At 69.8% G+C, this 23,701-nt stretch carries 18 protein-coding genes; 1 reads left to right on the plus strand and 17 read right to left on the minus strand.

Going from position 1 to position 23,701, the window contains the following annotated elements:
• The 9 genes from mnmA to hisS form a co-directional block, all read right to left on the minus strand.
• The coding region (gene mnmA / locus QN163_09575) for a tRNA 2-thiouridine(34) synthase MnmA (protein MDR5684258.1) at nucleotides 1–849 on the minus strand (849 nt) is incomplete at its 3' end.
• A gap of 84 nt (nucleotides 850–933) precedes the next feature.
• The gene (locus QN163_09580; protein MDR5684259.1) at nucleotides 934–2,820 is read right to left on the minus strand and encodes a glycoside hydrolase family 125 protein; all 1,887 of its coding nucleotides are present in this window, start codon (nucleotides 2,818–2,820) and stop codon (nucleotides 934–936) included.
• 10 nt (nucleotides 2,821–2,830) lie between these two features.
• The gene (locus QN163_09585) at nucleotides 2,831–3,916 is read right to left on the minus strand and encodes an ABC transporter ATP-binding protein (protein MDR5684260.1); all 1,086 of its coding nucleotides are present in this window, start codon (nucleotides 3,914–3,916) and stop codon (nucleotides 2,831–2,833) included.
• A 7-nt stretch (nucleotides 3,917–3,923) separates the two neighbouring features.
• Nucleotides 3,924–4,733, minus strand: a complete 810-nt coding sequence (locus tag QN163_09590) for a carbohydrate ABC transporter permease (protein MDR5684261.1) — start codon at nucleotides 4,731–4,733, stop codon at nucleotides 3,924–3,926.
• Nucleotides 4,730–5,629, minus strand: coding sequence for a sugar ABC transporter permease (locus QN163_09595; GenBank protein ID MDR5684262.1), 900 nt, complete (start codon nucleotides 5,627–5,629; stop codon nucleotides 4,730–4,732). The genes QN163_09590 and QN163_09595 overlap by 4 nt, the downstream gene beginning before the upstream one ends.
• 122 nt (nucleotides 5,630–5,751) lie before the next feature.
• Nucleotides 5,752–7,059, minus strand: a complete 1,308-nt coding sequence (locus QN163_09600) for an extracellular solute-binding protein (protein ID MDR5684263.1) — start codon at nucleotides 7,057–7,059, stop codon at nucleotides 5,752–5,754.
• Entirely contained in the window at nucleotides 7,056–8,468 is a 1,413-nt protein-coding gene (locus QN163_09605) for a replication-associated recombination protein A (GenBank protein ID MDR5684264.1), read from the minus strand. Before QN163_09605 ends, QN163_09600 begins: the two co-directional genes overlap by 4 nt.
• Before the next feature lie 57 nt (nucleotides 8,469–8,525).
• Nucleotides 8,526–10,271 carry an aspartate--tRNA ligase gene (gene aspS / locus QN163_09610; protein MDR5684265.1) on the minus strand — a complete coding sequence of 582 codons (1,746 nt, stop codon included), beginning with the start codon at nucleotides 10,269–10,271 and terminating at the stop codon, nucleotides 8,526–8,528.
• The gene (gene hisS, locus QN163_09615; protein ID MDR5684266.1) at nucleotides 10,268–11,548 is read right to left on the minus strand and encodes a histidine--tRNA ligase; all 1,281 of its coding nucleotides are present in this window, start codon (nucleotides 11,546–11,548) and stop codon (nucleotides 10,268–10,270) included. Before hisS ends, aspS begins: the two co-directional genes overlap by 4 nt.
• A gap of 416 nt (nucleotides 11,549–11,964) precedes the next feature.
• On the opposite strand from hisS, the gene QN163_09620 reads away from it, so the two are divergent.
• Nucleotides 11,965–12,666: a nucleotidyltransferase family protein gene (locus QN163_09620; protein MDR5684267.1), complete on the plus strand. Its 702-nt coding sequence runs from the start codon at nucleotides 11,965–11,967 to the stop codon at nucleotides 12,664–12,666.
• A gap of 51 nt (nucleotides 12,667–12,717) precedes the next feature.
• Here QN163_09620 and QN163_09625 read toward each other — a convergent pair whose 3' ends face one another.
• The 8 genes from QN163_09625 to recJ form a co-directional block, all read right to left on the minus strand.
• Nucleotides 12,718–13,839, minus strand: a complete 1,122-nt coding sequence (locus QN163_09625; GenBank protein ID MDR5684268.1) for a PQQ-dependent sugar dehydrogenase — start codon at nucleotides 13,837–13,839, stop codon at nucleotides 12,718–12,720.
• Nucleotides 13,836–15,212, minus strand: a complete 1,377-nt coding sequence (locus tag QN163_09630) for an amidase (GenBank protein MDR5684269.1) — start codon at nucleotides 15,210–15,212, stop codon at nucleotides 13,836–13,838. Before QN163_09630 ends, QN163_09625 begins: the two co-directional genes overlap by 4 nt.
• Nucleotides 15,209–15,400: a hypothetical protein gene (locus QN163_09635; GenBank protein ID MDR5684270.1), complete on the minus strand. Its 192-nt coding sequence runs from the start codon at nucleotides 15,398–15,400 to the stop codon at nucleotides 15,209–15,211. The genes QN163_09630 and QN163_09635 overlap by 4 nt, the downstream gene beginning before the upstream one ends.
• On the minus strand, nucleotides 15,397–15,849 hold the full coding sequence (dtd, locus tag QN163_09640; GenBank protein MDR5684271.1) for a D-aminoacyl-tRNA deacylase: 453 nt from the start codon (nucleotides 15,847–15,849) through the stop codon (nucleotides 15,397–15,399). Before dtd ends, QN163_09635 begins: the two co-directional genes overlap by 4 nt.
• 4 nt (nucleotides 15,850–15,853) lie before the next feature.
• Nucleotides 15,854–17,026 carry an aminotransferase class I/II-fold pyridoxal phosphate-dependent enzyme gene (locus QN163_09645; protein ID MDR5684272.1) on the minus strand — a complete coding sequence of 391 codons (1,173 nt, stop codon included), beginning with the start codon at nucleotides 17,024–17,026 and terminating at the stop codon, nucleotides 15,854–15,856.
• A 34-nt stretch (nucleotides 17,027–17,060) separates the two neighbouring features.
• Nucleotides 17,061–17,825: an enoyl-ACP reductase gene (locus QN163_09650; GenBank protein MDR5684273.1), complete on the minus strand. Its 765-nt coding sequence runs from the start codon at nucleotides 17,823–17,825 to the stop codon at nucleotides 17,061–17,063.
• 92 nt (nucleotides 17,826–17,917) lie between these two features.
• Nucleotides 17,918–20,125 carry a bifunctional (p)ppGpp synthetase/guanosine-3',5'-bis(diphosphate) 3'-pyrophosphohydrolase gene (locus tag QN163_09655; protein ID MDR5684274.1) on the minus strand — a complete coding sequence of 736 codons (2,208 nt, stop codon included), beginning with the start codon at nucleotides 20,123–20,125 and terminating at the stop codon, nucleotides 17,918–17,920.
• 3 nt (nucleotides 20,126–20,128) lie between these two features.
• Nucleotides 20,129–23,680 (minus strand): single-stranded-DNA-specific exonuclease RecJ, encoded by a 3,552-nt coding sequence (recJ, locus tag QN163_09660; protein MDR5684275.1) that lies wholly within the window; start codon nucleotides 23,678–23,680, stop codon nucleotides 20,129–20,131.
• Nucleotides 23,681–23,701 lie beyond the last annotated feature (21 nt).

The following is a 23,701-nucleotide window of genomic DNA, read 5'->3' on the forward strand; positions in this document are numbered from 1 at the left end:
CTCGACCTCGGAGGCCATCAGTTCGTCTTCGGAGCCCACGATCACCGTGTTGGACTCGGGGTCGATCGCGACGACGTACAGCGGCTTCCCCGTGGCGACTCCGAGCCCACGCCGCTGCCCGACGGTGTAGCGTCCGATCCCCTGGTGGGTTCCGAGGCGCCGGCCCTCGGTGGCGACGATCGGACCCGGACGAAGGGCCTCCGGTCGGAATCGGCCGATCACATCGCTATAATGTCCACGCGGCACGAAGCAGATCTCCTGGCTGTCCGGCTTGTCCGCGACCTCCAGGTTCCACCGCCGGGCGATCGACCGCGTCTGCTCTTTCGTCAGCTCCCCGACTGGCAGCAGCAGGCGACGCAGCTGTGGCTGCGTCAGCGCGTACAGCACGTAGGACTGGTCCTTGCGCCGATCCCGTCCCCTCAGCAGCACCGCGCGGTCACCGTCGCGCCGGATGCGCGCGTAGTGGCCGGTGGCCAGGTAGTCCATCCCCAGCGACGACACCTTCTCGAGCAGCAGCGCGAACTTGATCGCGCGGTTGCACGACACGCACGGATTGGGCGTGCGGCCGCGCGCGTACTCGTCTGCGAACGGCGCGATCACCGCGTCCTCGAACGCCTCGCGCATGTTCAGGACGTAGTGCCGGATGCCTAGACGGCGCGCCACACCGCGCGCGTCCTCCACCGCGCCGACACCGCAGCACAAAGCGGACGCCCCGTCTTCGTCGTGCGGAACCCACGTCGGCCACAGGTTCATCGTCAGGCCCACGACCTCGTGACCCGCCTCGACCATCAGCGCCGCCGCGACCGAACTGTCCACGCCGCCGCTCATCGCGACGGCGACGCGCGCCATCTCCGTCTCTCACCTCCGTGGGACCATCATAGCAGAGGCATGAGCGGCCGTCGGCGCCCGGTCGGCGCAGGCACGGCGCCGGGTTCACAGCGAATCCCCCAGCAGCAACGCGGCCAGCACCGCCCCAGGCCAGGCGAACCATGCGCGTGTGCGGGGCAGGCCGGAATGCGCGTCGTAGGACTCGCACAGCAGCCCGTCGTCGAACGCCACTGCCCGCAAGCGCTGTTCTGCAGCCGCCTTGGCCGCGGCGTCTCCGGTGTCGTGCGCCACGATCCACCGCTGGATGTCGCCCAACGTCCACGGCCCGGGCGCGTGCACCGACCCCAGGCCGCCGAACGGCCCGTCGAACCAACCGGCGTTGGCTGCGCTGTACGCGAACACGATCGTCCGGCGCCACCACACGTCGTCGGGTGCGCAGAATCCCCACCGAGCCGCGCAGGCGGTGGGCAGGTCGTTGGCGTCGTGATACCGTCGGTGCCCACCTTCGCCGTCCGTGGCGTACGCGTAGATCCCGCTGTCCCGGATGCGGAAGTGGCGTTCGACGAGCCCGCGCAGTCGGTCGGTTTCGGATAGCAGACGCTCACAGCCTGGCAGGCGGCTGAGCAGTGCGAGCGTCCGCCAGGCCAGCACGTGGGAGGAGAAGTGGTACGGCAACGACAGCGGGTCGTCGGCCGGCGTCTCCGACGTGGGAAACAACCCGAGGGCAGAGCGCATCGCCAGCAGGGCGTCCAGCGAGCGCAGCGCCTGGCGGCGGTGACGGTCCCACAGGTCGGTCTGTCCCCATTCCAGCGCCGCGCGCGCGAGTTCGAGCAGCGGATACCACTGCTGGTCGAGCTGGAACGCGCGGTCCTTCACCTCGCCGTTCGTCAGGTGGCTGCGGCCCCACAGCCCGTCGGGGCGCGCGGCCACGTCGAACAGCCAGGTCAGGTGGCGCCGCAGCGCACGGCGCGCGGTCTGCCCCAGCGGCGATCCGGAATTCCGGACGGCGAACGCGCCGAGCAAGCAGGCGACGTAGTAGGCGTCGCGGTTCCACGACAGCGGCAGCAGAACGGGATCGGTGACCAGGCAGGTGCCCTCGCCGACGTCGACTGCACAGACGTCGAGTGCGAACGCCAGGTTGCGGTGAATCCACCACCGCGCCGCGGGTTCGGTGCCGACTTCGGGTGCGCACGCGCGGCCGACGGCGTCGTGCAGCCACGCGTGCACGTCGTCTGCGGACGGAATCGCCAGCGGAGCGCGAAACTCGGTTTCCCCGAGTTCGGCCACCAGGACGTGTTCCGCACAGCCCTCGCTCAGGTCCAGGGTCACGTCCCACCGCAGGGCCACCGGAGGCATCCGTTCGCAGTCGGCGACGCGCGGGGCCGGTCCCACCCGCGCCCATCCCGGAAGACCCGGTGCCTCCCACCACACCGCCCCCTGGACCCAGCGCACGCGGTTGCGGGCGTCGTATGGAGGGAGCGGTCCACCTTCGGTGATCTGACCGTAAGCCGCCCGCACAACCCCCAGAGTCGGCGCGAATTCCACGGTCAGTGCGGCCGGACCGTCGGGCCGGCGGGAACGGGCGTGCAACCAGCAGATCAGTCTGCCGTCCCGGACAAACGGGATCCACCACACCGCCAAGCCGTCTGCGCGCCAGCGAAACGCCGGGATCCGATGCGCCACCCATCCGCGTTCCGGACTGCCCATGCCCCGGGGGCGCACAGACAGCCCTGGCCCTGACGGGTCGCCCATGCTCCGTCGAAATGTGCGCACGAACTCCGGATCCCTGCGCCGATCCTCGGGAAACGGGGGGAAGCCCGCGAGGTGGAACCAGCCGTGGCGGGTGTGGGGACGGTGCATCGACAGCACGCGGCCGTCGCTGCCCAACGACGCCGAGGCGGTCCCGTCGCCTGCGTCCCACGGCTTGGCGTGGCGCCCGACCGGCGGGTCCACGGGGAGGGCACCCACCGGCGCGGGGAGCCAGCCGGACATCACTGCCAGCTCAGGGGGACCGCGGCAGCGCCTGCTCGGTGGTCGGGTCCATGAACCGCATCCGCCCGGGTTCGGGGTTCAGGCGCACGCGCTGGCCGGGCTCGGCCGGATCTTCGGCCCCGACGGAGACCTTCAGCATCTCGTCACCGACCCGCACGGTCACCAGCTTGTGGGGCCCCAGCGGTTCGGTCACCATCACCTCCCCGGCCAGGGGCCCGTCACCGGGACGGATGTGCTCGGGGCGAACGCCGACCAAGACCTCCCGACCGCGGTAGGCCGCGACAGCCGTCCGGTAGGGCGCGGGCACAAGCAGCGAAGCGTCTCCCACCCGCACCACCGGCGTGCCATCTGCGGCGTCGACCGCCCCTCGCAGGAAGTTCATCGGGGGGCTGCCGATGAACGAACCGACGAACACGCTCGCCGGGTCGTCGTAGATGCGAGAGGGCGTGTCGCACTGCACGATCTCGCCGTCCTTCATGACCGCGATGCGGTCGCCCAAACTCAGCGCCTCCACCTGATCGTGCGTCACGTAGACGGTGGTCGACCGCACCTCGCGGTGCAGCCGCTTGAGTTCGGCCCGCATGTGCAGCCGCAGCAGCGCGTCGAGGTTGCTGAGCGGCTCGTCCATCAACAACACGTCGGGCCGCATCACGATCGCCCGCGCGACGGCCACCCGCTGGCGCTGGCCGCCCGACAGCTGGGCCGGGTAGCGGTCCAGCAGGCCGCCGATCTGCAGCAGTTCGGCCACCTCCTGCGCCCGGCGGCGCTGCTCGGCGGCCGGCACGCCGTGCATCCGCAGCCCGAAGACGATGTTGTCGTACACGCGCATGTGGGGGAAGACCGCATAGGACTGGAAGACCATGCCGATGCCACGCCGGCCGGGCGGCAGGTCCGTTACGTCGCGTCCGCCAATGCGCACCCGGCCGCGGTCCAATCGCTCCAGACCCGCGATGGCTCGCAGCGTGGTGGTCTTGCCGCAGCCCGAAGGGCCCAAGAAGACAACGAACTCGCCTTCCTGGATGTGCAGCGACAGGTCGCGGATCGCAGTCACGCGACCGTAGGTCTTGCGCAGTCGTTCGAGGTGGATCTCCGCCATGTCTGCCCTATCGGACCGTCACGCCCCACAGCGTCAGCAAGTAGCGCCGGATCAGGAAGATGATCACCAGGGCCGGTACGACCATGAAGAAGCCGCCGGCGAACCGATAGTGCAGGGGCGCGCCGGCCGCGCTGATCGCGTTGATCACGAGAGCCGGCAGCGTCCGGTTGTTGAGCGTCAGGATCGTCGCGGCGAACACCTCGTTCCACGAGAGCACGAACGTGAAGATCGCGGCGGCAGCCAAGCCCGGCAGCGCCATGGGCATCGCGATGCGCAAGAACGCCTGGAAGCGGTTGCAGCCCAGGGTCATCGCAGCCTCTTCTAGTTCGTAGGAGATGCCCACGAACACGCTGGTGACGATCACCGTGACGAAGGGGACGCTGAGCGCCGTGTGGACGATCGCCACACCGAGCAGCGTATCGTACAGTCCCCATCGGATGAACGCCACCGCGAGGGGGATGGACAGCACGGTGGCCGGAAACATCTTCGTCGCGAGGATCGCCAGGTTGATCGTCTCCCGTCCCCGGAAGCGGTAGCGGGCGAGCGCGTATCCGGTCGGCGCGGAGATCGCGAAGGCGAGCGCGATCGTCATTCCGGCGACCAGCACGCTGTTCCAGGTGGACTGCAGCACACCCGCCGAGCGGACGAAGAACAGCAGCGTCTCGGTGGTCAGCTGGCGCGGGACGATCGGGCGTGGCCAGTCGTACAGGACGTCCCGCGGCGTGAACGTCGCTAGCGCGATCAAAACCAGCGGGAGCAGCACCCAGGCGGCGATCAGCACGGCGGCGCTGTAGACCCCGAACCGCCGGAACGTCATCCGCCCGCGACCTCCTCGTGCCGCGCGCGCAGCGCGCGCAGATAGACCCAGGTGATCCCGCCCGACAACACCAGGATCAGCGTCGCGTAGGCGCTGGCGACGTTGGGGCTCCGGTACAGCGAGTACCAGAAGTACGCCTCGCCGGCCAGCACCGGCACCAGCCGCCCGGCCAGTGTGATCACCGTCGCGAACAGCTGAAAGGCGAGGATTGTCCGGATGATCAGTGCGGTCTGCAGGCTCGGGCGCAGCAACGGCAACAGGACGTGCCACAGCGTCTGCCAGGGCCGCGCTCCGAACACCTGGGCCGTCTCCAGGTAGTCCTTGGGGATCAGCTGCAGGCCTGCCACCAAGATGATCATGACGATCGCGGTGGCGCGCCACACCTCGGTCAGCACGATCGCGCCGATCAGCCACACCGGCCGCTCGTAGGTGAGGAACGTGATGGGCTGGGCAGTCAGGCCCAGCGCGTCCAAGAACGCGTTCAGGTACCCACGCTCGGTGAAGATCGACAACCAGATGAGCCCCGCCGCAAGGTCCGAGATCGCGATCGGGATCGCGCACACGTACAGGAAGATCGAGTGACCCGGAAAACGCGTGTTCACGAGCAGCGCGATCGTCAGTCCCAGTGCGACCTGCAGCGGGATCGCGATCGCGGTGATGAGGACCGTGTAACGGATCGCCTGCCGGAAGTACAGGTCCTCCGACATTCGCCGGAAGTGCTCCAGGGTCAGCGCGCCCGACTGCGGATCCGAGACCGCCAGCCAGATCGCCTGCGCCATCGGGTAGACGAAGAACACTGCCAGGTAGGCCGCCGTCGGCAGCACCAGCAGGTAGGGCGTCCAGTCGACGCGGCGTCCGGCGCGCTCGAGTTCCAGTGGGGCCTCAGCGACAGCCATGGGTCAGCCGCCGGTCGTCCCTCGAGAAGGACCGCGTCTGCGTGTCACGTGCCGGGTCCCCAAGTTTCCCTCCGGTCCAGCGGGGCCGCGGATGGACCCCACCCCCATCGCCGACCGCAGACCTAGTCCGGCCTGCACGGACGCATCGGTGGGTCCGGCGGCGGGCACGGAGCGTTGGTCGCGCGGTACAGATCCTCCAACCTGCGGGCCTGCGTCGCCAGGGTCTGCGGGATGTCGCGCCCCTCGATGGCGATCAACCGGAAGGTGTCGACGTAGATGGGCACGAACTCACCGGTCCGCGCCCCCAGGCCCACGGGCAGCAGCGCGGTCCGCGCGTCCGGCGCGCCCGCCTGCGCCGACACGCCGTCGGCCATGACCCTGAGCCCGCCGGTCGGGACCGCGCGCGCGGCCTCAGGGGACACCGGGAAGAACGCCACTCCCTGCAGCGTCGCGACCTGCGTCGCGGGACGCGTCAGGTACTCGATCAGCCGCGCGCCCGCGTCGGGGTTGGGCGCCACGCGGGGGATCGCCAGCCCCACGACGACCGAGAGGAACGAACGTCCCTTCGGCCCCGCCGGCGAGGGCAGCACCACGAAGTCGCCCGGCCGCTGGCGCAGCGCCGGGATCAACCGCGCGGTGTGGTCCCACCCCACCCACGCCTCGCCGGTCAGGAGCGGTTCGTGCATGAACTCCCACACGAACGACGACGGATGCGTCACACCCCACAGCCGCCGCAGGTAGCGCCACATCTCGACCGCCTCGGCGGACTTGAATCCCTTCACCTGCGAACCGGTAAACGACGGGTACGCGTAGCCGTGCAGGAACCGCCCGTACAGCCCGCGCGGCCCAACGGGGAATCCCAGCCGCCGCTGCCCGGTGGCCTGGCGGATGTTGTCGCCCCACTCCAGCAGATCGTCATAGGTCATCCGCATCGGGTTGCGGCCCGACGGGAAGTAGCGCATCGCCTCGCGGCGCGCCGCGATCAGGTAGGTCGCCTGCATCCACGGGATGAACGCCTGGATGTTTCCGATGCGGCTGACGTCGCGCAGGTCCCGGTAGAACGTGCGGTCACCCCGCGCATCCAGCTGCCGCTGAAGGGCCGCCATGTCGCGGATGGCGTTTTCGGCCACGAAGACCGGGAAGATGCCGTGCAGCGTCCCGGTGACGTCGATCGTGCCGCGCCCCGCCCGGGCTTCGGCCAGGACACGGTCGACGTACGGCCCCTCCGGCTCCGTGATGAAGCGCACGCCGATGCCGCTTTCCTCCGTGAAGCGGCGCAGCAGCGTGCCGCGCGCCCACTCCTGTTCTTCGACCGGCGTGAACTGGTTCGAGGTGAAGACGATCTCCTGCGCCGGCGCGCCCACGCCGGGGCTCACACCGGCCACCAGTACGACGGCGACGAGGATCGCCGACAACCTCAACACGCTCATGATCCCCCCTCTCCCTTCTCAGATGTGTCGCTGTCCGAAGTATTTGCCCTGCGGTCGGCATCTCCCTCCCCGACGCCGGCGGTCTCGTCCGAGTAGGCCTTGCGGCCACGCCACAACCTGCGCAGGCGTTCGCGCACTCCGGCTTCCTCACCGTAGCCGGTGGGCTCGTAGTAGACGCGGTCGCGGATGGCCTCCGGCACGTAGTCCTGCGGCACGAAGCCACCGGGGTGGTCGTGGGGATACTCGTAGCCGCGCCCCGACCCCAGCCTGCGCGCACCAGGATAAGAGGCATCGCGCAGGTGGAGCGGGACCGGCGGGGAAGGCAGGTTCTCGACGTCGGCCGCAGCCCGGTCGATCGCGCGGACGACTGCGTTGCTCTTAGGCGCGCAGGCGATGTAGATGGCAGCCTCGGCCATCGGGATGCGGGCCTCGGGAAGCCCGACGTATTCGACCGCGTGGGCGGCGGCGGTCGCCACCAGCAGCGCCTGGGGATCGGCGAGCCCGACGTCCTCGGCGGCGTGGACGATCATCCTCCGGCAGATGTATCGCGGGTCCTCGCCGGCGGCCAGCATCCGGGCCATCCAGTAGACCGCTGCGTCGGGATCCGATCCGCGCAGGCTCTTGATGAACGCCGAGATCACATCGTAGTGCTGGTCGCCGGACTTGTCGTAGCGGACGACACGGCGCTGCAGCGCGTCCGCCACCACCGCCACCGTCACCCGCCGCACCCCGTCTGCGTCGGGGGGTGTCGTCGCCACGGCCAGTTCGAGCGCGTTGAGCGCGATGCGCGCATCCCCGTTTGCGACTTCCACCAGGTGCGCGATCGCCTCCGCCGTCAGTTCGGCCCGGGCGGCCCCCAGACCCCGCTCGCGATCGGAGAGTGCGCGCTCGAGCAGGCGCGCGACGGATGCGCCCGACAGCGGCTCCAGCCGCAGGATCCGAGAACGCGAAACCAGCGTGGCGTTGACCTCGAAGAACGGGTTCTCCGTGGTGGCACCGATGAGCACGACCGTCCCGTCCTCGACGTACGGCAACAGCAGGTCCTGTTGGGCCTTGTTGAAACGGTGGATCTCGTCGATGAACAGGATCGTGCGCTGCCCGTGGAAGCGGCGCCGGTCCTCGGCCTCGCGGATCACCCGCCGCATGTCGGCCACGCCGGACGTGACCGCGTTCAGGGAGACGAAGTGCGCGCGCGTCTGCTCGGCGATGACGTGGGCCAGCGACGTCTTGCCGGTGCCCGGGGGTCCATAGAGGATGAGCGAGGTGAGGTCGTCGGATTCGATCAGTTTGCGCAGCAGTCGGCCCGGCCCCAGGATGTGCTCCTGCCCGACGAACTCCTCCAGCGTGCGCGGGCGCATCCGCGCGGCCAGCGGAGCCCTCAGATCGGTCTGCGCCTCGAACAGAGACATCCCAACAGCAGCATAGCAACCGACGGCGGGTGCGGACAGCGGGCGGTCTCCAAGCCCCTACTCCCGGATTTGGATGTGGGCTTGGGCCAACTGTTCTTCGTCCACCTCGGAGGGCGCACCCATCATCAGATCTACGGCGCTTGCGGTCTTGGGGAACGCGATCACGTCGCGGATGGTCTCGCGGCCGGCCAACAGCATGACGAGGCGATCGAAACCGAACGCGATGCCGCCGTGCGGCGGGGCGCCGTACTGGAACGCCTCCAGCAGGAAGCCGAACCGTTCCTGGGCCTGCTGCGGGCCGATGTCCAGCAGACGGAACATTCGCTCCTGGAGTTCGCGGCGGTGGATGCGGACGCTGCCGCCGGCGATCTCGGTTCCGTTCAGCACGAGATCGTACGCTTGGGCGCGGACCCGGAGCGGATCGGTCTCGAGCAAATCCACGTCCTCGTCCATCGGCGCGGTGAACGGGTGGTGGACGGCTGCCAGCCGGCCGGCGTCGGGATCCGTTTCCAGCAGAGGGAACTCGGTGACCCAGACGTACGAGTAGGCGCCGCGGCGAATCAGGTCCAGGCGGCGTGCCAGCTCCTCGCGCACCCGGCCCAGCGCCGCCGACGCCCGGTCCGGATCGTCGGCCACCAGCAGCAGCAGATCGCCGCGGCTGGCGCCCGCCGCCGCGCACAGCGCCGCCAGCTGCCCCTCGGCGAGGTGCTTCGCCGCGGGCCCCTTGGGGCCCGATTCGGCCAGAGGCAGGGGCGCCAGCCCTCCGGCGCCCGCCCGGACGGCGGCCTGCGACAGCGCGTCCAGCATGGCACGCGGCATGCCAGCCCGCCCGGGCACGCGAATGCAGCGCACCGAAGGCGCCTCCCGGAAGGCGCGAAACTCCGTGTGCGCGACCACCTCCGTCACGTCGACGATTTCCAGTCCGTAGCGCAGATCCGGTTTGTCTGTCCCGTAACGCGCCTTCGCCTCGGCGTGGGTGAGGCGGGGGAACGGCACCGACGTCTTTACCCCCATCACCGCCTGCATCAGGTGCTGCACGAGGCGCTCGCTGAGGACCATGACGTCCTGGGGCTGCACGAACGACATCTCGATGTCGATCTGCGTGAACTCCGGCTGTCGGTCGGCGCGCAGGTCCTCGTCCCGGAAGCACCGGGCGAGCTGGAAATAGCGGTCGAACCCAGCGACCATCAGCAGTTGCTTGAGGATCTGGGGGGACTGCGGCAGGACGTAAAACTTTCCGGGGTGCAGCCGGCTGGGCACCAGGAAGTCGCGCGCCCCCTCAGGCGTGGCCCGGATCAGGTGCGGCGTTTCGATCTCCACAAACCCCTCGGCGTCCAGGAAGTCGCGCGCCGCCTTCGCCAACCGATGGCGCAGGACCAAGTTGTGTTGCATTTCCGGACGCCGCAGATCCAGGTAGCGGTACTTCAGGCGCACCGCTTCGTCGACCGCGTCGCCGTCGGCGATCTCGAACGGTGGGGTGCGCGCGGGGTTGAGGACTTCGACCGACACGGCACGCACCTCGACCTCGCCCGTCGGCAGCCTCGGGTTCACGGTGTTGGGCGGCCGTCGCATTACGGTTCCCCGTACCCGCACCACGTACTCGCCGCGGACGGATTGGGCAGCCGCGTGGGCTTGAGGGACTTCCGGCGCGCAGACGACCTGCACGACGCCCTGCCGGTCGCGCACGTCCAGGAAGATCAGCCCGCCCAGATCGCGGCGGCGGTGCACCCACCCCGCGATCACGACCTCCTGCCCCACGTGGGCATTGCGCAGGTCGCCGCAGGCGTGTGTCCGCATCGTCATCCTCCTCGCTCCAGGTGCCGCCGTGCTTCCGTCTGAGCCTCCTGCAACGGCACGGCCTGCTGCTCGCCGCGCTCCAGGTCCCGCAGCGTGACCTCGCCTCGCTCCACGGACGCGTCGCTGACGATCAGCGCTACCCGGGCACCGGTCTTGGAAGCGGCCCGGAGTTGGGCACTCAGGCTTCGCCCCATCAGGTCGCCCTCCGCGCTCAGACCCCCAGCCCGCAGACCGTCCAGCAGGGCGAACGCCTCCTCCTGGGCTCGCACACCGTCCGCAGCGACGTACACGTCCACGCGCCAGTCCACCGGCGGCAGCAGACCCTCCTGTTCGAGGACCATCAGCAGCCTCTCCAACCCCATCCCGAACCCCACCCCGGGCGTGGGGGGTCCTCCCAGCACCTCGGCCAGACCGTCGTAGCGGCCGCCCCCGAACACCGCGTTCTGCGCGCCCAACCGCCCGGAGTGGACTTCCGCCGCGGTCCGCGTGTAGTAGCCGAGTCCACGCACGATGTAGGGGTCGATCTCCGTCGGGATCCCCAGCCTCGCAAAGTGCCGCAGCACGCCCTCGAAGTGCGCGCGACAGTCCGTGCACAGGTGGTCCAGCATCCTCGGCGCGCCCTGCGCGATCCGCTGCGTGCGTTCGACCTTGGAGTCCAAGATCCGCAGCGGGTTGGTCTGCAAGCGGCGGCGGCTGTCGTCGTCGAGTTCTTCGTAGTGGCGCTCGAAGTACTCCCGGAACCGCTGCAGGTAGCTGGGCCGGCAGCGGGGATCGCCGACGCTGTTCAACCGGACCACCACCTCCCGCAGGCCCAGACTCTGGATCGCGCGGATCGCCAGGGTGAGCACCTCGACGTCGGCCGCTGGTGTCGCCGCTCCGAGGATCTCCGCGCCGAACTGCGTGTGCTGCCGGTACCGACCAGCCTGCGGCCGGTCATACCGGAACATCTCGGCGAAGTAGTAGAGTTTCACCGGTTGCGGCCAGGTGTGCATCCCGTGCTCGATGTAGGCCCGGACGACGCCGGCCGTGCCCTCGGGGCGAAGTGTGACGCTGCGCCCACCGCGGTCGGTGAAGGTGTACATCTCCTGGTCGACGATGTCGGTTCCCTGGCCCACGCCTTTGAGGAACACCTCCGTGTGCTCCACGAGCGGGGTGCGGATTTCCCGATACCCGAACCGGTGCGCCGTCTCGCGGCAACGAGCGATCACCTGCTGCCAGCGTTCGGACTCCGGCGGCAGGACGTCCCGCATGCCGCGCGGCGCCTGGTGCTTGGGCATCGCCATCGACCTCCTCCTCAAAGCGGTGGCCGGCGAGCCGTCTGGAAAATCAACAACGCCCCGTCCGACGAAGGACGGAGCGCCGCTGCGCGGTGTGACCTCGATTCCGGCCGCAGTGGCTCTTCACGGATGGGCCGACGACCGATCCTCGCTCCGCTGTCACGAGCTGCCCGGCGGGCCCTGGTACCGCCTCGGATCCTTCGGCGCTCCGACCGGTGGCCGAGTGCGGCCCCGTTTTGCGGCTTGGGGGTGTCTTCGTCCGGGATCGTACCGGGGACCTCCCACCGCGCGCCCCCTCGCTGCGGCACAGCCGGCCGGACTGCTCTTCCGCTTTCGTCGCCTTGCGCGCATTGTACCACGGGCGCGGGCAGAGGGAGGACGGCGCCCGGCCCCGAACATCCCGACCAGGAGGTGAGGCCACGTTGCAGGCCATCATTCTCGCCGGTGGCAAGGGCGAGCGGCTGCGCCCGTTCACCGAGGACCGCCCCAAGCCGATGGTCGAGATCCTCGGCATCCCGATCCTCGGCTACCAGATTCAGTGGCTGCGCGCCCAGGACGTCACGGACATCATCATCGCCTGCGGCTACCGTCACGAGGTGATCCAGGACTACTTCGACGACGGCAGGAAGTGGGGCGTGCGGATCCGCTACTCCATCGAGCGCGATCCCCTCGGCCGCGGGGGCGCGCTCAAGCAGGCCATGGCCTACGTCGACGACAGCGTCTGCCTGGCGACCAACGGCGACGTCATCACCAACGTCCGCATCCGCAGTCTGATGACACAGCACCGAGAGTCGGGCGACGCCATCACGATCGTGCTGTCGCCATTCATCAGCCCGTACGGGATCGTGGACGTCGGCGACGACAACAAGATCACCGGATTCCACGAGAAACCCGAGCTGCCGTACTGGATCAACGCCGGGGTGTACGCGATCAACCGCGACGTGCGCGACCTGCTTCCCGACCAGGGAGACCACGAGACCACGACGTTCCCCCAACTCGCCGAGGAACGGCGTCTGGGTGCGTTCCGGTCGCGTGCCTACTGGCGCGGCGTGGACACGATCAAAGACCTCTCGGAGGTCACCAAGGACCTGGAGCAGCGTCTGCTGTCGGCGTTCATGGCCTGAGACGGTGGGCAGGCAGGCCAGCGCGCATCGGTCCGCGGTCAGACCGGTGCGCTACCGCGCCACCAGGCGGTAGATCGCGCCGCCGTGGTCGACGACGTAGATTTCGCCGGCTTCGTCTTCACCGAAGGAACTGATCCGGATGGGACCGCGCAGCACCGGGTTCATCGCCCACCGCCCACCGGAGCGCTGCGTCAGCGACCAGATCTGCCCGCTGCAGTAGTCGCCGAAGAAGTACATGCCCCGCAGCGCCGGATACCGGGTCCCGCGGTATACGTAGCCCCCGGTCACCGCACAGGCACCGTCATCGCGCGCCCCGTACTCGGCGATCGGCAACTCCAATCCGGTGCTGTCGCACCCGGTGGGCGGTTCGAAGCACAGACTGCCCTCTATGACGTTCCATCCGTAGTTCTTGCCACGCCCGATGAGGTTGACCTCCTCGCGGCGGCCCTGCCCTACGTCCGCCAGCAACAGCCGTCCGTCGGCCCGGTCGAAGGAGAAGCGCCAGGGGTTGCGCAGCCCGTACGCCCAGATCTCCGGCATTCCCCGTCCGACGAAAGGATTGTCGGGTGGAATCCCGTAGGGCTCGCCGCCTTCGACGTCGATCCGCAGCACCTTGCCCAGCAGCGTGTCCAGACGCTGGCCGTAGCCATGCGGATCCCCCCCGCTCCCGCCGTCGCCCGTCCCGATGTAGAGGCGACCGTCCGGACCGAACTTGTTGAGGCCGCCGTTGTGGTTCGCGTACGGCTGGTCGATCTCCAGGACGATGCGCCCGCTGGCAGGGTCGGCGACGTCCGGGTCCGCGGCGGACACCCGGTACTCGGCGACCACGGTCCGCAGCGGTCCGGATGCGGTGTAGTTGACGAAGAACCGGCCGTTGTCGCGGTAGTGCGAGTGAAACGCGACGCTGAGCAGGCCCATCTCCCCGCCCGAGGCGACGCGCGAGACGATGTCGAGGAATACTGCAGCCGTTCCATCCCCATCCCGGATGACGCGAATCCTGCCGGGCTGCTCGACCACGAACAGCCGCCCGGAGCCGTCTCGTGCGTGTGTGAGGTAGACGGGCTGTGTAAACCCGCCGACCACCCGTTCAAGGCTCACCACCGGCGGCGCGGGCGCGCCCGAGCAGGCCGACGCCGCCGCGATCGACAGCAGCGCCGCGAGGACCGGCCTCACCGCAGCGTCGCCCCCCGTTCGGGAAGCGCGAACACGCCGCGGTGGCGTTCGTAGGCCGCGCCGACCGCCAGCACCTTCTCATCCCCCATCGGCGGTCCGACGATCTGCAGCCCCACGGGCAGCCCGCGGGCGAAGCCGCACGGCACGGACACAGCCGGTAGGCCGAGCGCGTTGAACGGATTCGTCAGACGGGTGAGCAGGGCGCGCGTGTTGTACGGCTTTCCCGCCACGTGGGTCGTCTCCTCACCGATCGGTGGAGCCGGGACCGGGACGGTCGGGCTTGCGACGACGTCAACGTGGGAGAGCACACCGTCGGTCCAGGCGGCGGTCAGCCGCCGCCTGACATCCAGCGCGCGCACGTACCGCTCGGCCGGGATCGCCAGGCCGACCAAAAGGCGGTGGCGGACGTCTTCACCGTACGCCTGAGGATCGCGCCGCAGCTGCTGCAGGTGAGTCGAGGACGCCTCCGTCATGAGGATCGCCGTCGCGGCCGCCGACGTCGCTTCCATCTCGGGCGGCACGAACTCCACCAGCGTCGCCCCGGCATCTTCGAGGGTCCTCAGCGCCCCCCGCACGACCCCCGCCACCTCCGCGTCAACGGCCTCCCACACGTATGCCGTCGGAACCCCGACGCGCAGACAGCGCAGGGCGTCCTGGCAGGACGGCACCGCGCCGTCTGCAATCACCGACCACAGCGCGATCAGGTCCTGGACGGTCCTGGCCATGGGACCGACGTGGTCCAGTGAGGGCGATAGCGGGTACACGCCCACGGTCGGCAGCCGTCCGGACGTCGGCTTCAGCCCGCAGACGCCGCACAGCGCCGCCGGGATGCGGATGGAGCCTCCGGTGTCGGTCCCGATCGACCCGTAGATGCAGCACGACGCCAGCGCCGCGGCGCTCCCTCCGCTGGAGCCGCCGGGCACCCGGGACGGATCCCAGGGGTTGCGGGCCGGGCCGTAGTGCGGGTTGTTGTTCGACACCCCGTAGGCGAACTCGTGCAGGTGCGTCCGTCCCACGAACACCGCTCCCGCGGCGCGCAGCCTGGCGGTGACCTCGGCGTCGCGATCGGCCACGACGCTCCTCCGCAGAGGTGACCCGCACGTGAACGGCGCGCCGGCCTGTGCGATCAGGTCCTTCAACGCGAACGGGACGCCGTGCAGCGGCCCGCGCGCACCGCCGGTGGCGACCTCCGCTTCGGCCCGCCGGGCGGCGTCCATGGCGCGCTCGGCGTCCACCGAGAGGAACGCGTGGATCGTCGGGTCGACTTCTTCGATGCGCCGCAGCGCTGCCTCGGTGGCCTCGACCGGCGAGACGTCTTTGCGCCGGATGCGTTCGGCCAACTCCACCAGCGACAACCGCGACAGTTCGGTCAACGGTCGCCCTCCGAAACGGCCTCGAGCGCAGCCAGCCGACGGAGAACCGCCCGGAGTTGATCGGCTGCCGCGGCCAAGTCCTCCTCGGTCGGACGCACCCCGTATGCGATCAAGGCGGCCCGCAGCAGGTCCCACGCGTCGGAAGCCGAAAGGGCAGTCTCGTGTCGCCCGCGGTCGTCGGAAGTCAACGGCGCAGCACCTCGGTATCCAGCAAGATGGTGACCGGCCCGTCGTTGTGGATCTCCACCAGCATCGCCGCCCCGAACACCCCCGTCGCCACGGCAATCCCCGCCTCGCGCAGAGCGCCGTTGAAGACCTCGTACAGGTGATGGGCCTCCTCTGGCCCCGCGGCGTCCACGAAGCCCGGACGGTTGCCGTGTCGCACGTCGCCGTAGAGGGTGAACTGGGAGACCGAGAGGACCGAACCTCCCACGTCCTGCACCGAGCGGTTCATCTTCCCTTCGTCGTCGGCAAAGATGCGCAGCCTGCTCGTCTTGCGTGCCAGCAGCCTCGCGTCCTCCTCCGCATCGCCCTGCCGCACCCCAACGAGGGCGACCAAGCCCGCGCCGATCTGGGCGACCGCGCGGTCTTCGATCCAGACTGCGGCCCGTCTGACGCGCTGCACGACCGCTCGCATGCCCTCAGATGCGCTCCGGCAGGACCCGAAGGCGCTCGCCGGCCGAGCGCAGGGTAGACTCCCTCTTGGGGAAGGCGAACCGGATGTAGCGGCGGCCCAGGGCGGGGTCGTGGAAAAACGAGGAGCCTGGCACCGTCGCCACGCCCACCTCGCGGACGAGGTGGTGCGCGAACGCCACGTCGTCGCCGAAGCCGAACCGCTCGATGCCGGCCATGATGTAGTAGGCACCCCGCGGCACCAGCGGCCTGAAGCCGACCTCGCTCAGGATGCTCAGCAGCAGGTCGCGCTTGGCCCGGTAGGCATCCGCCATCGCTTGGTAGTAGGCGGCGGGAAACCGCAGGGCGGTGATCCCGGCCTCCTGTAGGGGGGCCGGGGCGCCGACGGTCAAAAAGTCGTGCGCCCGCCGGACGGCCATCGTGACGTCCTCGTCACGGATCGCCACCCACCCCACCCGCCAGCCGGTGACGCTGTAAGTCTTGCTCATGGAGTTGACGGTGATCGTGCGCTCGGCCATGCCGGGCAGCGACGCGATGCTCACGTGATCCGCGCCGTCGTAGAGGATGTGCTCGTAGACCTCGTCGGTGATCGCCAGCGCGTCGTACTCGATGCACAGCTCGGAGATCCACCGCAGCTCCTCGCGGGTGAACACCTTGCCGGTGGGGTTGTGGGGGGTGTTGACGATGACCGCCTTCGTCCTCGGCCCGAACGCACCGCGCAGTTCGTCCAAATCGAACGGGCAGCCGGGCCGATCGCAATCCAAAGGCACGTAGCGCAGCGACGCACCCGACAGCACCGCATCCGGACCGTAGTTCTCGTAGAACGGCTCGAAGACGATCACCTCGTCGCCTGGGTTCACCGTCGCCAGCAGCGCCGCCATCATGCCCTCGGTCGCCCCACAGGTGACGGTGATGTGGCGGTCGGAGTCGTATTCGACCCCGTTGTAGGCGGCCATCTTTTCCGACAGGGCGGCGCGGAAGTTGGGCGCTCCCCAGGTGATCGCGTACTGGTTCACGCCGCCGTCCAGGGCCCGTTTGGCCGCCTCCAGCAGCTCGGTCGGCGGATCGAAGTCGGGGAACCCCTGTGCGAGGTTGATTCCCCCGTGCAGGTTGTTCAGCCGGGTCATTTCCCGGATGACCGACTCCTGGAACAGCGAGACGCGCTGCGCCGTTCTGGCCACTCTTCGATCCTCGCGAAGCGGACCACCCATTCCCCTATATCCCCATCACGTGGTAGCCGGCGTCGACGAACAACACCTGTCCCGTCACACCGCGCGCCAGGTCGGAGCACAGCAACACCGCCGCATCCCCGACCTCCTCCTGGTCCACGGTGCGACGCAGCGGTGCCCTCTGCGCGTAGGCCTCGATGAACCCCGACAGCCCCGCCACCGCGCGCGCGGACGCCGTCTTGATGGGGCCGGCGGAGATCGCGTTCACGCGGATGCCCTTCTCCCCGAGCTCGTAGGCCAGGTAGCGCACCGACGTCTCCAGCGCAGCCTTGGCCGTGGCCATGACGTTGTAGTTCGGAAACACCCGCCCGCTGGCAGCGAACGTGAGCGTGACGATCGCGCCGCCCCGGGGCATCAACGGCTCGACGGTGCGGGCAGCCGCCACCAGGGAGTACGCGCTGACGTTGTGTGCCAGCAGGTAGCCGTCTCGGCTCGTGTCGACGAACCGCCCGCGCAGGTCTTCGGTCTTTGCGAATGCGATGCTGTGCACGAGCACGTCCACGCGCTCGACCGAGCGGCGCAACTCCTCCCGCAGCCGCTCCAGGTCCTGGTCCTGCGTCACGTCGCAGCGGATAACCACAGCATCCGACAGGTCGGCCACCAGCTTGCGCACCGTGTCCTCGTTGCGTTCTTCGCAGGTGAACACGAAGCGTGCGCCCTCGCGGAGGAAGGCCTGCGTGATCCCCCACGCGATGCTCCAACGGTTTGCGACCCCCATGACGAGCGCGTTGCGCCCGGACAGCAGACCCATGGTCTTCCTCCTCTCGTCCGCCTCCCCCGCCGCACCGCACGCTACGCCCGTCGAAGTCGTCTCGCGCCGCCCGACGGGGACGGTCGGCGGAGCTAGGCCGACACCACGCGCTCGACCCGATAGACGTCTGGCATCTTGCCGATGCGCTGCATGACGGCGGTGAGCTGGCCGACGTTGCGGATGTCCAGCGTCAGGTTGATGACACCCACCTTGTCCTTCCGCACGCGGGCGTTGACCGAGATGACGTTTGTGCGCGCGTCAGCAACGGCGGCCAGCACGTCCTTCAGCAGCCCGACGCGGTCCATCGCTTCGACCTGAACCTCCACCGGATACGTTCCGTCGGCCGACGGTTCCCACTCGACCTCGATGAGGCGCTCGGGGCGGCCGCGGAGGTAGGTGATGTTGCGGCAGTCGCGCCTGTGGATCGTGACCCCACGGCCTCGCGTGATATAGCCCACCACCGGATCTCCCGGCAGCGGCATGCAGCAGCGGGCCAGCGTCATCAGCACGTTCTCGACGCCCCGGACCCGCAGACCCCGCGGCGCCTCCGGCGCCGCTTGGGTCACCGGCGACTCCACCGCTTCCTCGGAAGCGACTCGTTCGTCGCCCTGCAGCGCCTGCACCACCTGCAGCAGCGACAGGTCGCCGTTGCCCAGCGCCGCGAGCATGTCCTCTTCGGTGGGCAGCTGCAACCGCTCGGCGGCCTGGCGCAACCGCTCCGATTTCATCAGCGACGACAGCGCACCCAGCCTCCGCAGTTCGCGCTCGAGCAGCTCACGGCCGCGCGCGATGTTCTCCTCGCGGTGCTGCTTGCGGAACCACTGCCTGATCTTGTTGCGCGCGTTGCTCGTGACGACGAACGACAGCCAGTCCCGGCTGGGCCCGGCCGACGTCTTCGAGGTGAGGATCTCGACGATGTCGCCGCTGCGCAGCCGGTGGCTGAGCGGCACCAGCCGGCCGTTCACCTTCGCACCGACGCAGCGGTGGCCGACGTCCGTGTGGATCCGGTACGCGAAGTCCACCGGCGTTGCGCCGCTGGGGAGGTCGATCACGTCTCCCTTGGGTGTGAAGACGAAGACCTCGTTCTGGAACAGGTCGAACTTGACCGAGCGCATGAACTCCTGCGCGTCCTGCATCTCCTGGTGCCACTCCAGCAGCTGTCGGATCCAGGAGAGCTTCTCCTCGAACGCTCGGTCGCGCCCGGCCGCGCGCCCTTCCTTGTAGCGCCAGTGGGCCGCGATCCCGTACTCAGCCTCCTGGTGCATGCGGTGCGTGCGGATCTGGATCTCCAGAGGCACGCCGCGGTAGATCACCGCCGTATGCAACGACTGGTAGCCGCTGGGCTTGGGGTTGGCGATGTAGTCGTCGAACTCGCCCGGGATCGGCCGCCACAGCGAGTGGACCACGCCCAGGGCGGCGTAGCAGTCCTTCTCGTCGTCGACGATCACCCGTACGCCCAGCCGGTCGTACACCCGCGACACGCTGCGCCCCTGGTATTCGGGCCGCTGCAGTTTCCGGTACAGGCTGTAGGCGTGCTTGGGTCGCGCGGTGATGTTCTGTCGCTCCACGCGGATGCCGGCCCGGTTCAGCTCGCGGTACAGCTCGTCGCTGACGCCGCGCAGGACGTCCTCCTGCTGCGCCCGCGCCTCGGCCAGGGCCTCGGTGATCTCCTTGTAGGCTTCGGGTTCGAGGATCGCAAACGCCAGGTCCTCGAGTTCGTTCTGCAACTGGCCGATGCCCAGCCGTTTGGCCAGCGGAGCGTAGATCTCCAGGGTCTCCTGCGCCTTGCGCCGCTGGTGGTCCGCCGGCATGACGGCGATCGTGCGCAGGTTGTGCAGCCGGTCGGCGAGCTTGATGAGGATGATGCGGACGTCCGAGGCCATCGCGAGGAACATCTTTCGCAGGTTCTCGGCCTGCCGCTCCTCGCGGGTCTTCCACTGGATCTTTCCCAGTTTGGTCACCCCATCGACCAGGTTGGCGATCTCCTCGCCGAAGGTCGCACGCACCTCGTCCAGGGTGTGTCGGGTGTCCTCGGGGACGTCGTGCAGGAGGGCCGCGGCCACCGTCACGGGATCCAGCCGGAGGTCGGCGACGATCTGGGCCACCGCGACGGAGTGTAGGACGTACGGTTCACCGGACCGCCGTTGCTGGCCCTCGTGGGCCTCGGCCGCGAACACGTAAGCCCGGTGCAAGAGGTTGGCGTCCGCGTTGGGATGGACCTCGCGGACGCGCTCGACCAGCCGCCGCACCGGCTCGGGCAGCTCGACCTGACGCACCGTACGCGACGCACGCGTCGCCATACCTTATCCTGCACCCGACGGCGCTCCCGAAGCAACCGAGGGCGCGGCCACCGCCTCCAGGATCTGCATCGCAGACGCCGCCAACGACCACCGGATCCCTTCTTCCCGCGCCGCGCGGGTGCGCTCCCCTTCGGCGAACCGGATGGAGAGCCCCAGGTCCCGCCTGCCGTCCGCCTCGGGCAGGTTGACCGTCCACCCGCCGTCCACCCGCTCCCGGCTGAGGATGCCGGCCTGTTCGAGGATCTCCAGGACCGCAGGCACGAGTTCGGTCGGATCCAAGCCCGTCGTCGTGCGGATCGCTTCGGCCAGGTCGGCGTCCGGCCAGCGCGCCGACGACCCCTTCCGCCTCAGAATCCGGTACACCGCCGCGACGGTCGCCCGTGTGGGATGCGTCGTCTGGACGGCCCTGCGCGCACGTTCGGCATCGGCCGGCCCGTACAGCAGGTGCATGGTGACCGATTCCCGACCCCTGCCCGCGGCGGCCGCCCGCAGGAGGAACCCCTCCCGGGACGGCGGGGCCAGCCAGACCAGGTGGCGGACTCCTGCGATCTCGGCCTCCTCGGGCACCGCGCCCGCGCACACCAGGCAGCGGATCTTCCCCTGCGACAGGAGACTGTACAACGTCTGGCGGATGCGGCGCGGGAGGCGGTCGTGATCGTAGGTGACCCGGTACGGTGCACGCGCGCGCAGGTTGGATGCGGTCTGGACAGCGCTGCGGGCATCCGACTCGAAGACGACGGCGCTCTCGCCTGCGGCCAGGATCCGATCGAGGATCGCCCCCCGCTCGGCGGAACCACGCCGGTCCTGGATGCGCACCCCGGTCCGTGCCTGTGTCGCGTACAGCCCCATCCACCCCTCCGGCGCTGCAGCACGCGGGTCCCACACGCACCACAGCACCGGGCCGGGGTTGCGCGCCACCACCACTTCCGGAGGAGTTGGCTCGCCGAACCCGTCGCCCACGACCGCGGCCCGCTCGGGCAGCACGACCTCGGCATCGCCACCGTGTAGGTACGCCAACGTGGTGAACACCACGTCGGTCTGACCGGAGCGCACGGCTTCCAGGGCCCGTGTCCTCTCGCGGCCGCCGACCGTGCCGTGCAGCCTCACTGCACGCACGCCCACCGAGGCCAGGCGCGGCCGCCAGCCCTCCCAGCGGGCATCGCAAACCTCGTCGGTGGGCAACAGGCACACGACGCGTTCGCCGCCGATCGCGCGTGCTGCGGCGACCAGCAACAGCGCCACCCAGGCTCCGCGGCCCGGACCCGCCACGAGCACCGTTCGGTCCGCGTGCAAAGCGCGCGCGGCCCACTGTCGGGGCTCGGTCGATCCGAGGGGGCGATGGAGCAGGTGCAGGCCCAGCCGCTCGATCTGCTCGTCGCCACCGGCCGCCGCCAGCGCCATGCGCACCAGTTGCGGCCGTGAGGGTCCGCCGTCGGTCGCCTCTTCGATACGCTCGATCAAGACGTTGACGCCCAACGACCGGTCCCCGCCACCGGTGACCTGGGTCACCGTCGCCCGGTACCGCGCCCCCCGATCCATCGTCGGCGCGATGCGGCCGGCCAGTACCGCCGCCAGGTAGCCGACCTGCTCACCGTCGGCACGGCGGACGCGGATGGCGTGGGGATCGTGCGGGTTGTCAGGCTCTCGTTCAAGCACCAGCGGCTCACCGGGTGCGAGCCGGCCTACCACCGCCTGGCGGTCTTCGAACGTTACGCCGACGACCTTGGTGTAGAACGAAGCCGCCTCCTCGATCCCGCGGTACGCCCCGCTCAGGTACTCCTCGCTGCGCTCGAACAGCCGCCCGGTGAGGACGCCGGCGTCGGACAGCACGCGCTCCAGGTCGACCCCGGGCGTCTGCAGGTCCTCGAGCAAAAGGCGCGGCCCCTCCACTTCGCCCCACCGGTCGCGCTCCAGGCTGCCGGCCACGTCGACTACGGGTTCGGTGAACGCCAACACCTCCGCCAGTTCGGCACCCCGGAAGGCGAACGCGTCCAGGTAGCGCTCGCCGTCCGTCAGGCGCAGCCGCAGGTGCTCACCCCCGGCCACAGAGACCGCCACCGGACGCAGCCCCCGCAGCGCGATCACCGGACGCGGGTTCCCGGCACCGAACGGCGCCAGCGACTCCAGTTCGGCCGCCAGCGCCCCGTCGATCTCCTCCAGCCGCGCTTCGGCGTCGACCTCCACGACGGGAACCAGGTCGTCCGGGGACAGGCGCGCCCGCACGGCCCGCTCGAAGCGTTCGCGAAACGCTTCCAGGCGGTCGGCAGCGACGGTGACCCCCGCCGCGGAAGCGTGCCCGCCGAAGCGGTCCAGCAGGTCCCGGCAGTCGTGCAGCGCTTCGACCAGGTTCAGCCCCGGCACACCCCGGGCGGACCCGCGCGCCACCTCACCTTCTACCGCCAGCAAGACCGAGGGGCGGTAGAACGTCTCCCGCACGCGCGCGGCCGCGATCCCGACCACGCCGGCGTGCCAGTCCTGCCCCCACACGACGATGCCGGCCCCTCGGTCCAGCCCGAGTTCGGTCACCGCCGCGACGGCTTCGGCCAGGACGCGGTCCTGCAACTGTTGTCGGCGCACGTTGTACCGGTTCAGCGCGTCGGCCAGCCGGCCGGCTTCCTCGGGATCGTCCGTGAGCAGCAGGGTCAGTGCCTCGGACGCCGACTCGACCCGGCCGGAGGCGTTGATGCGGGGGGCGACCTTCCAGGCGACGTCGTCGGCGGAGACCGGACGGCGCTCGGGTGCCAGGCCCGCCGAACCTAGCAGCGCCCGGACACCGACCAGAGGCGATGCCGCGAGCCGTTCGAGGCCGGCACGGGTCAGGATCCGGTTGTCGCCGACGAGCGGCACGACGTCGGCGATCGTCGCGAGGGCGACAAGCTCGAGGAGGTCTTCCGACGGGGCCGCCCCCGTACGGCGCCGCAGCGCCCGCACCAGCATCCAGGCGAGCCCGGAAGCACAGTAGTCCGAAAACGCCGCCCGCCCGTCCCCACCCCCCGACCCCGATCCCCCGACCTTGGGGTCCACCACGGCGTCGGCCTCCGGCAGGACGGGGGGCGGTTCGTGATGGTCTATGACGACGACCTCCATCCCCAGCCGCCGCGCGAGGGCGATCTCCCGGACGGCGCCGATGCCGCAGTCGACCGCGACCAACAGGCGCGTGCCGTCCTCGGCAATCGCCCGGACGGCGGACTCCGCGAGACCGTAGCCGTCGCGCATCCTGTGCGGGATGAACGTGTGCGCGTCGAAACCCAGCGCGCGCAGGCCCCGCACCAGGATCGCAGTCGCGCACACCCCGTCCGCGTCGTAGTCTCCGTAGACCGTGATCTTGGCGCCGGCGCGCGCCGCCCTCAGCACCACCCGGGCGGCCTCCGGCAGGCCGGGTATGCGGTCCGGATCGGTAAGTTCGCCCAGCGAAGGGCTTAAGAACGCCCGGGCACACACCGGATCCCGGTACCCGCGCAGGGCGAGGACCTGCGCGGTGATGGGGGCAATGCCTAGGGCCGTTGCGAGGTGTCGGCTTTCGGGAAGGAGCGGGCTGATCCTCCAGCGTGTCATCGTCAGTCGCGACGCCCGAGC

The organism is Armatimonadota bacterium (assembly GCA_031432545.1).
Lineage (GTDB): Bacteria > Sysuimicrobiota > Sysuimicrobiia > Sysuimicrobiales > Sysuimicrobiaceae > Caldifonticola > Caldifonticola tengchongensis.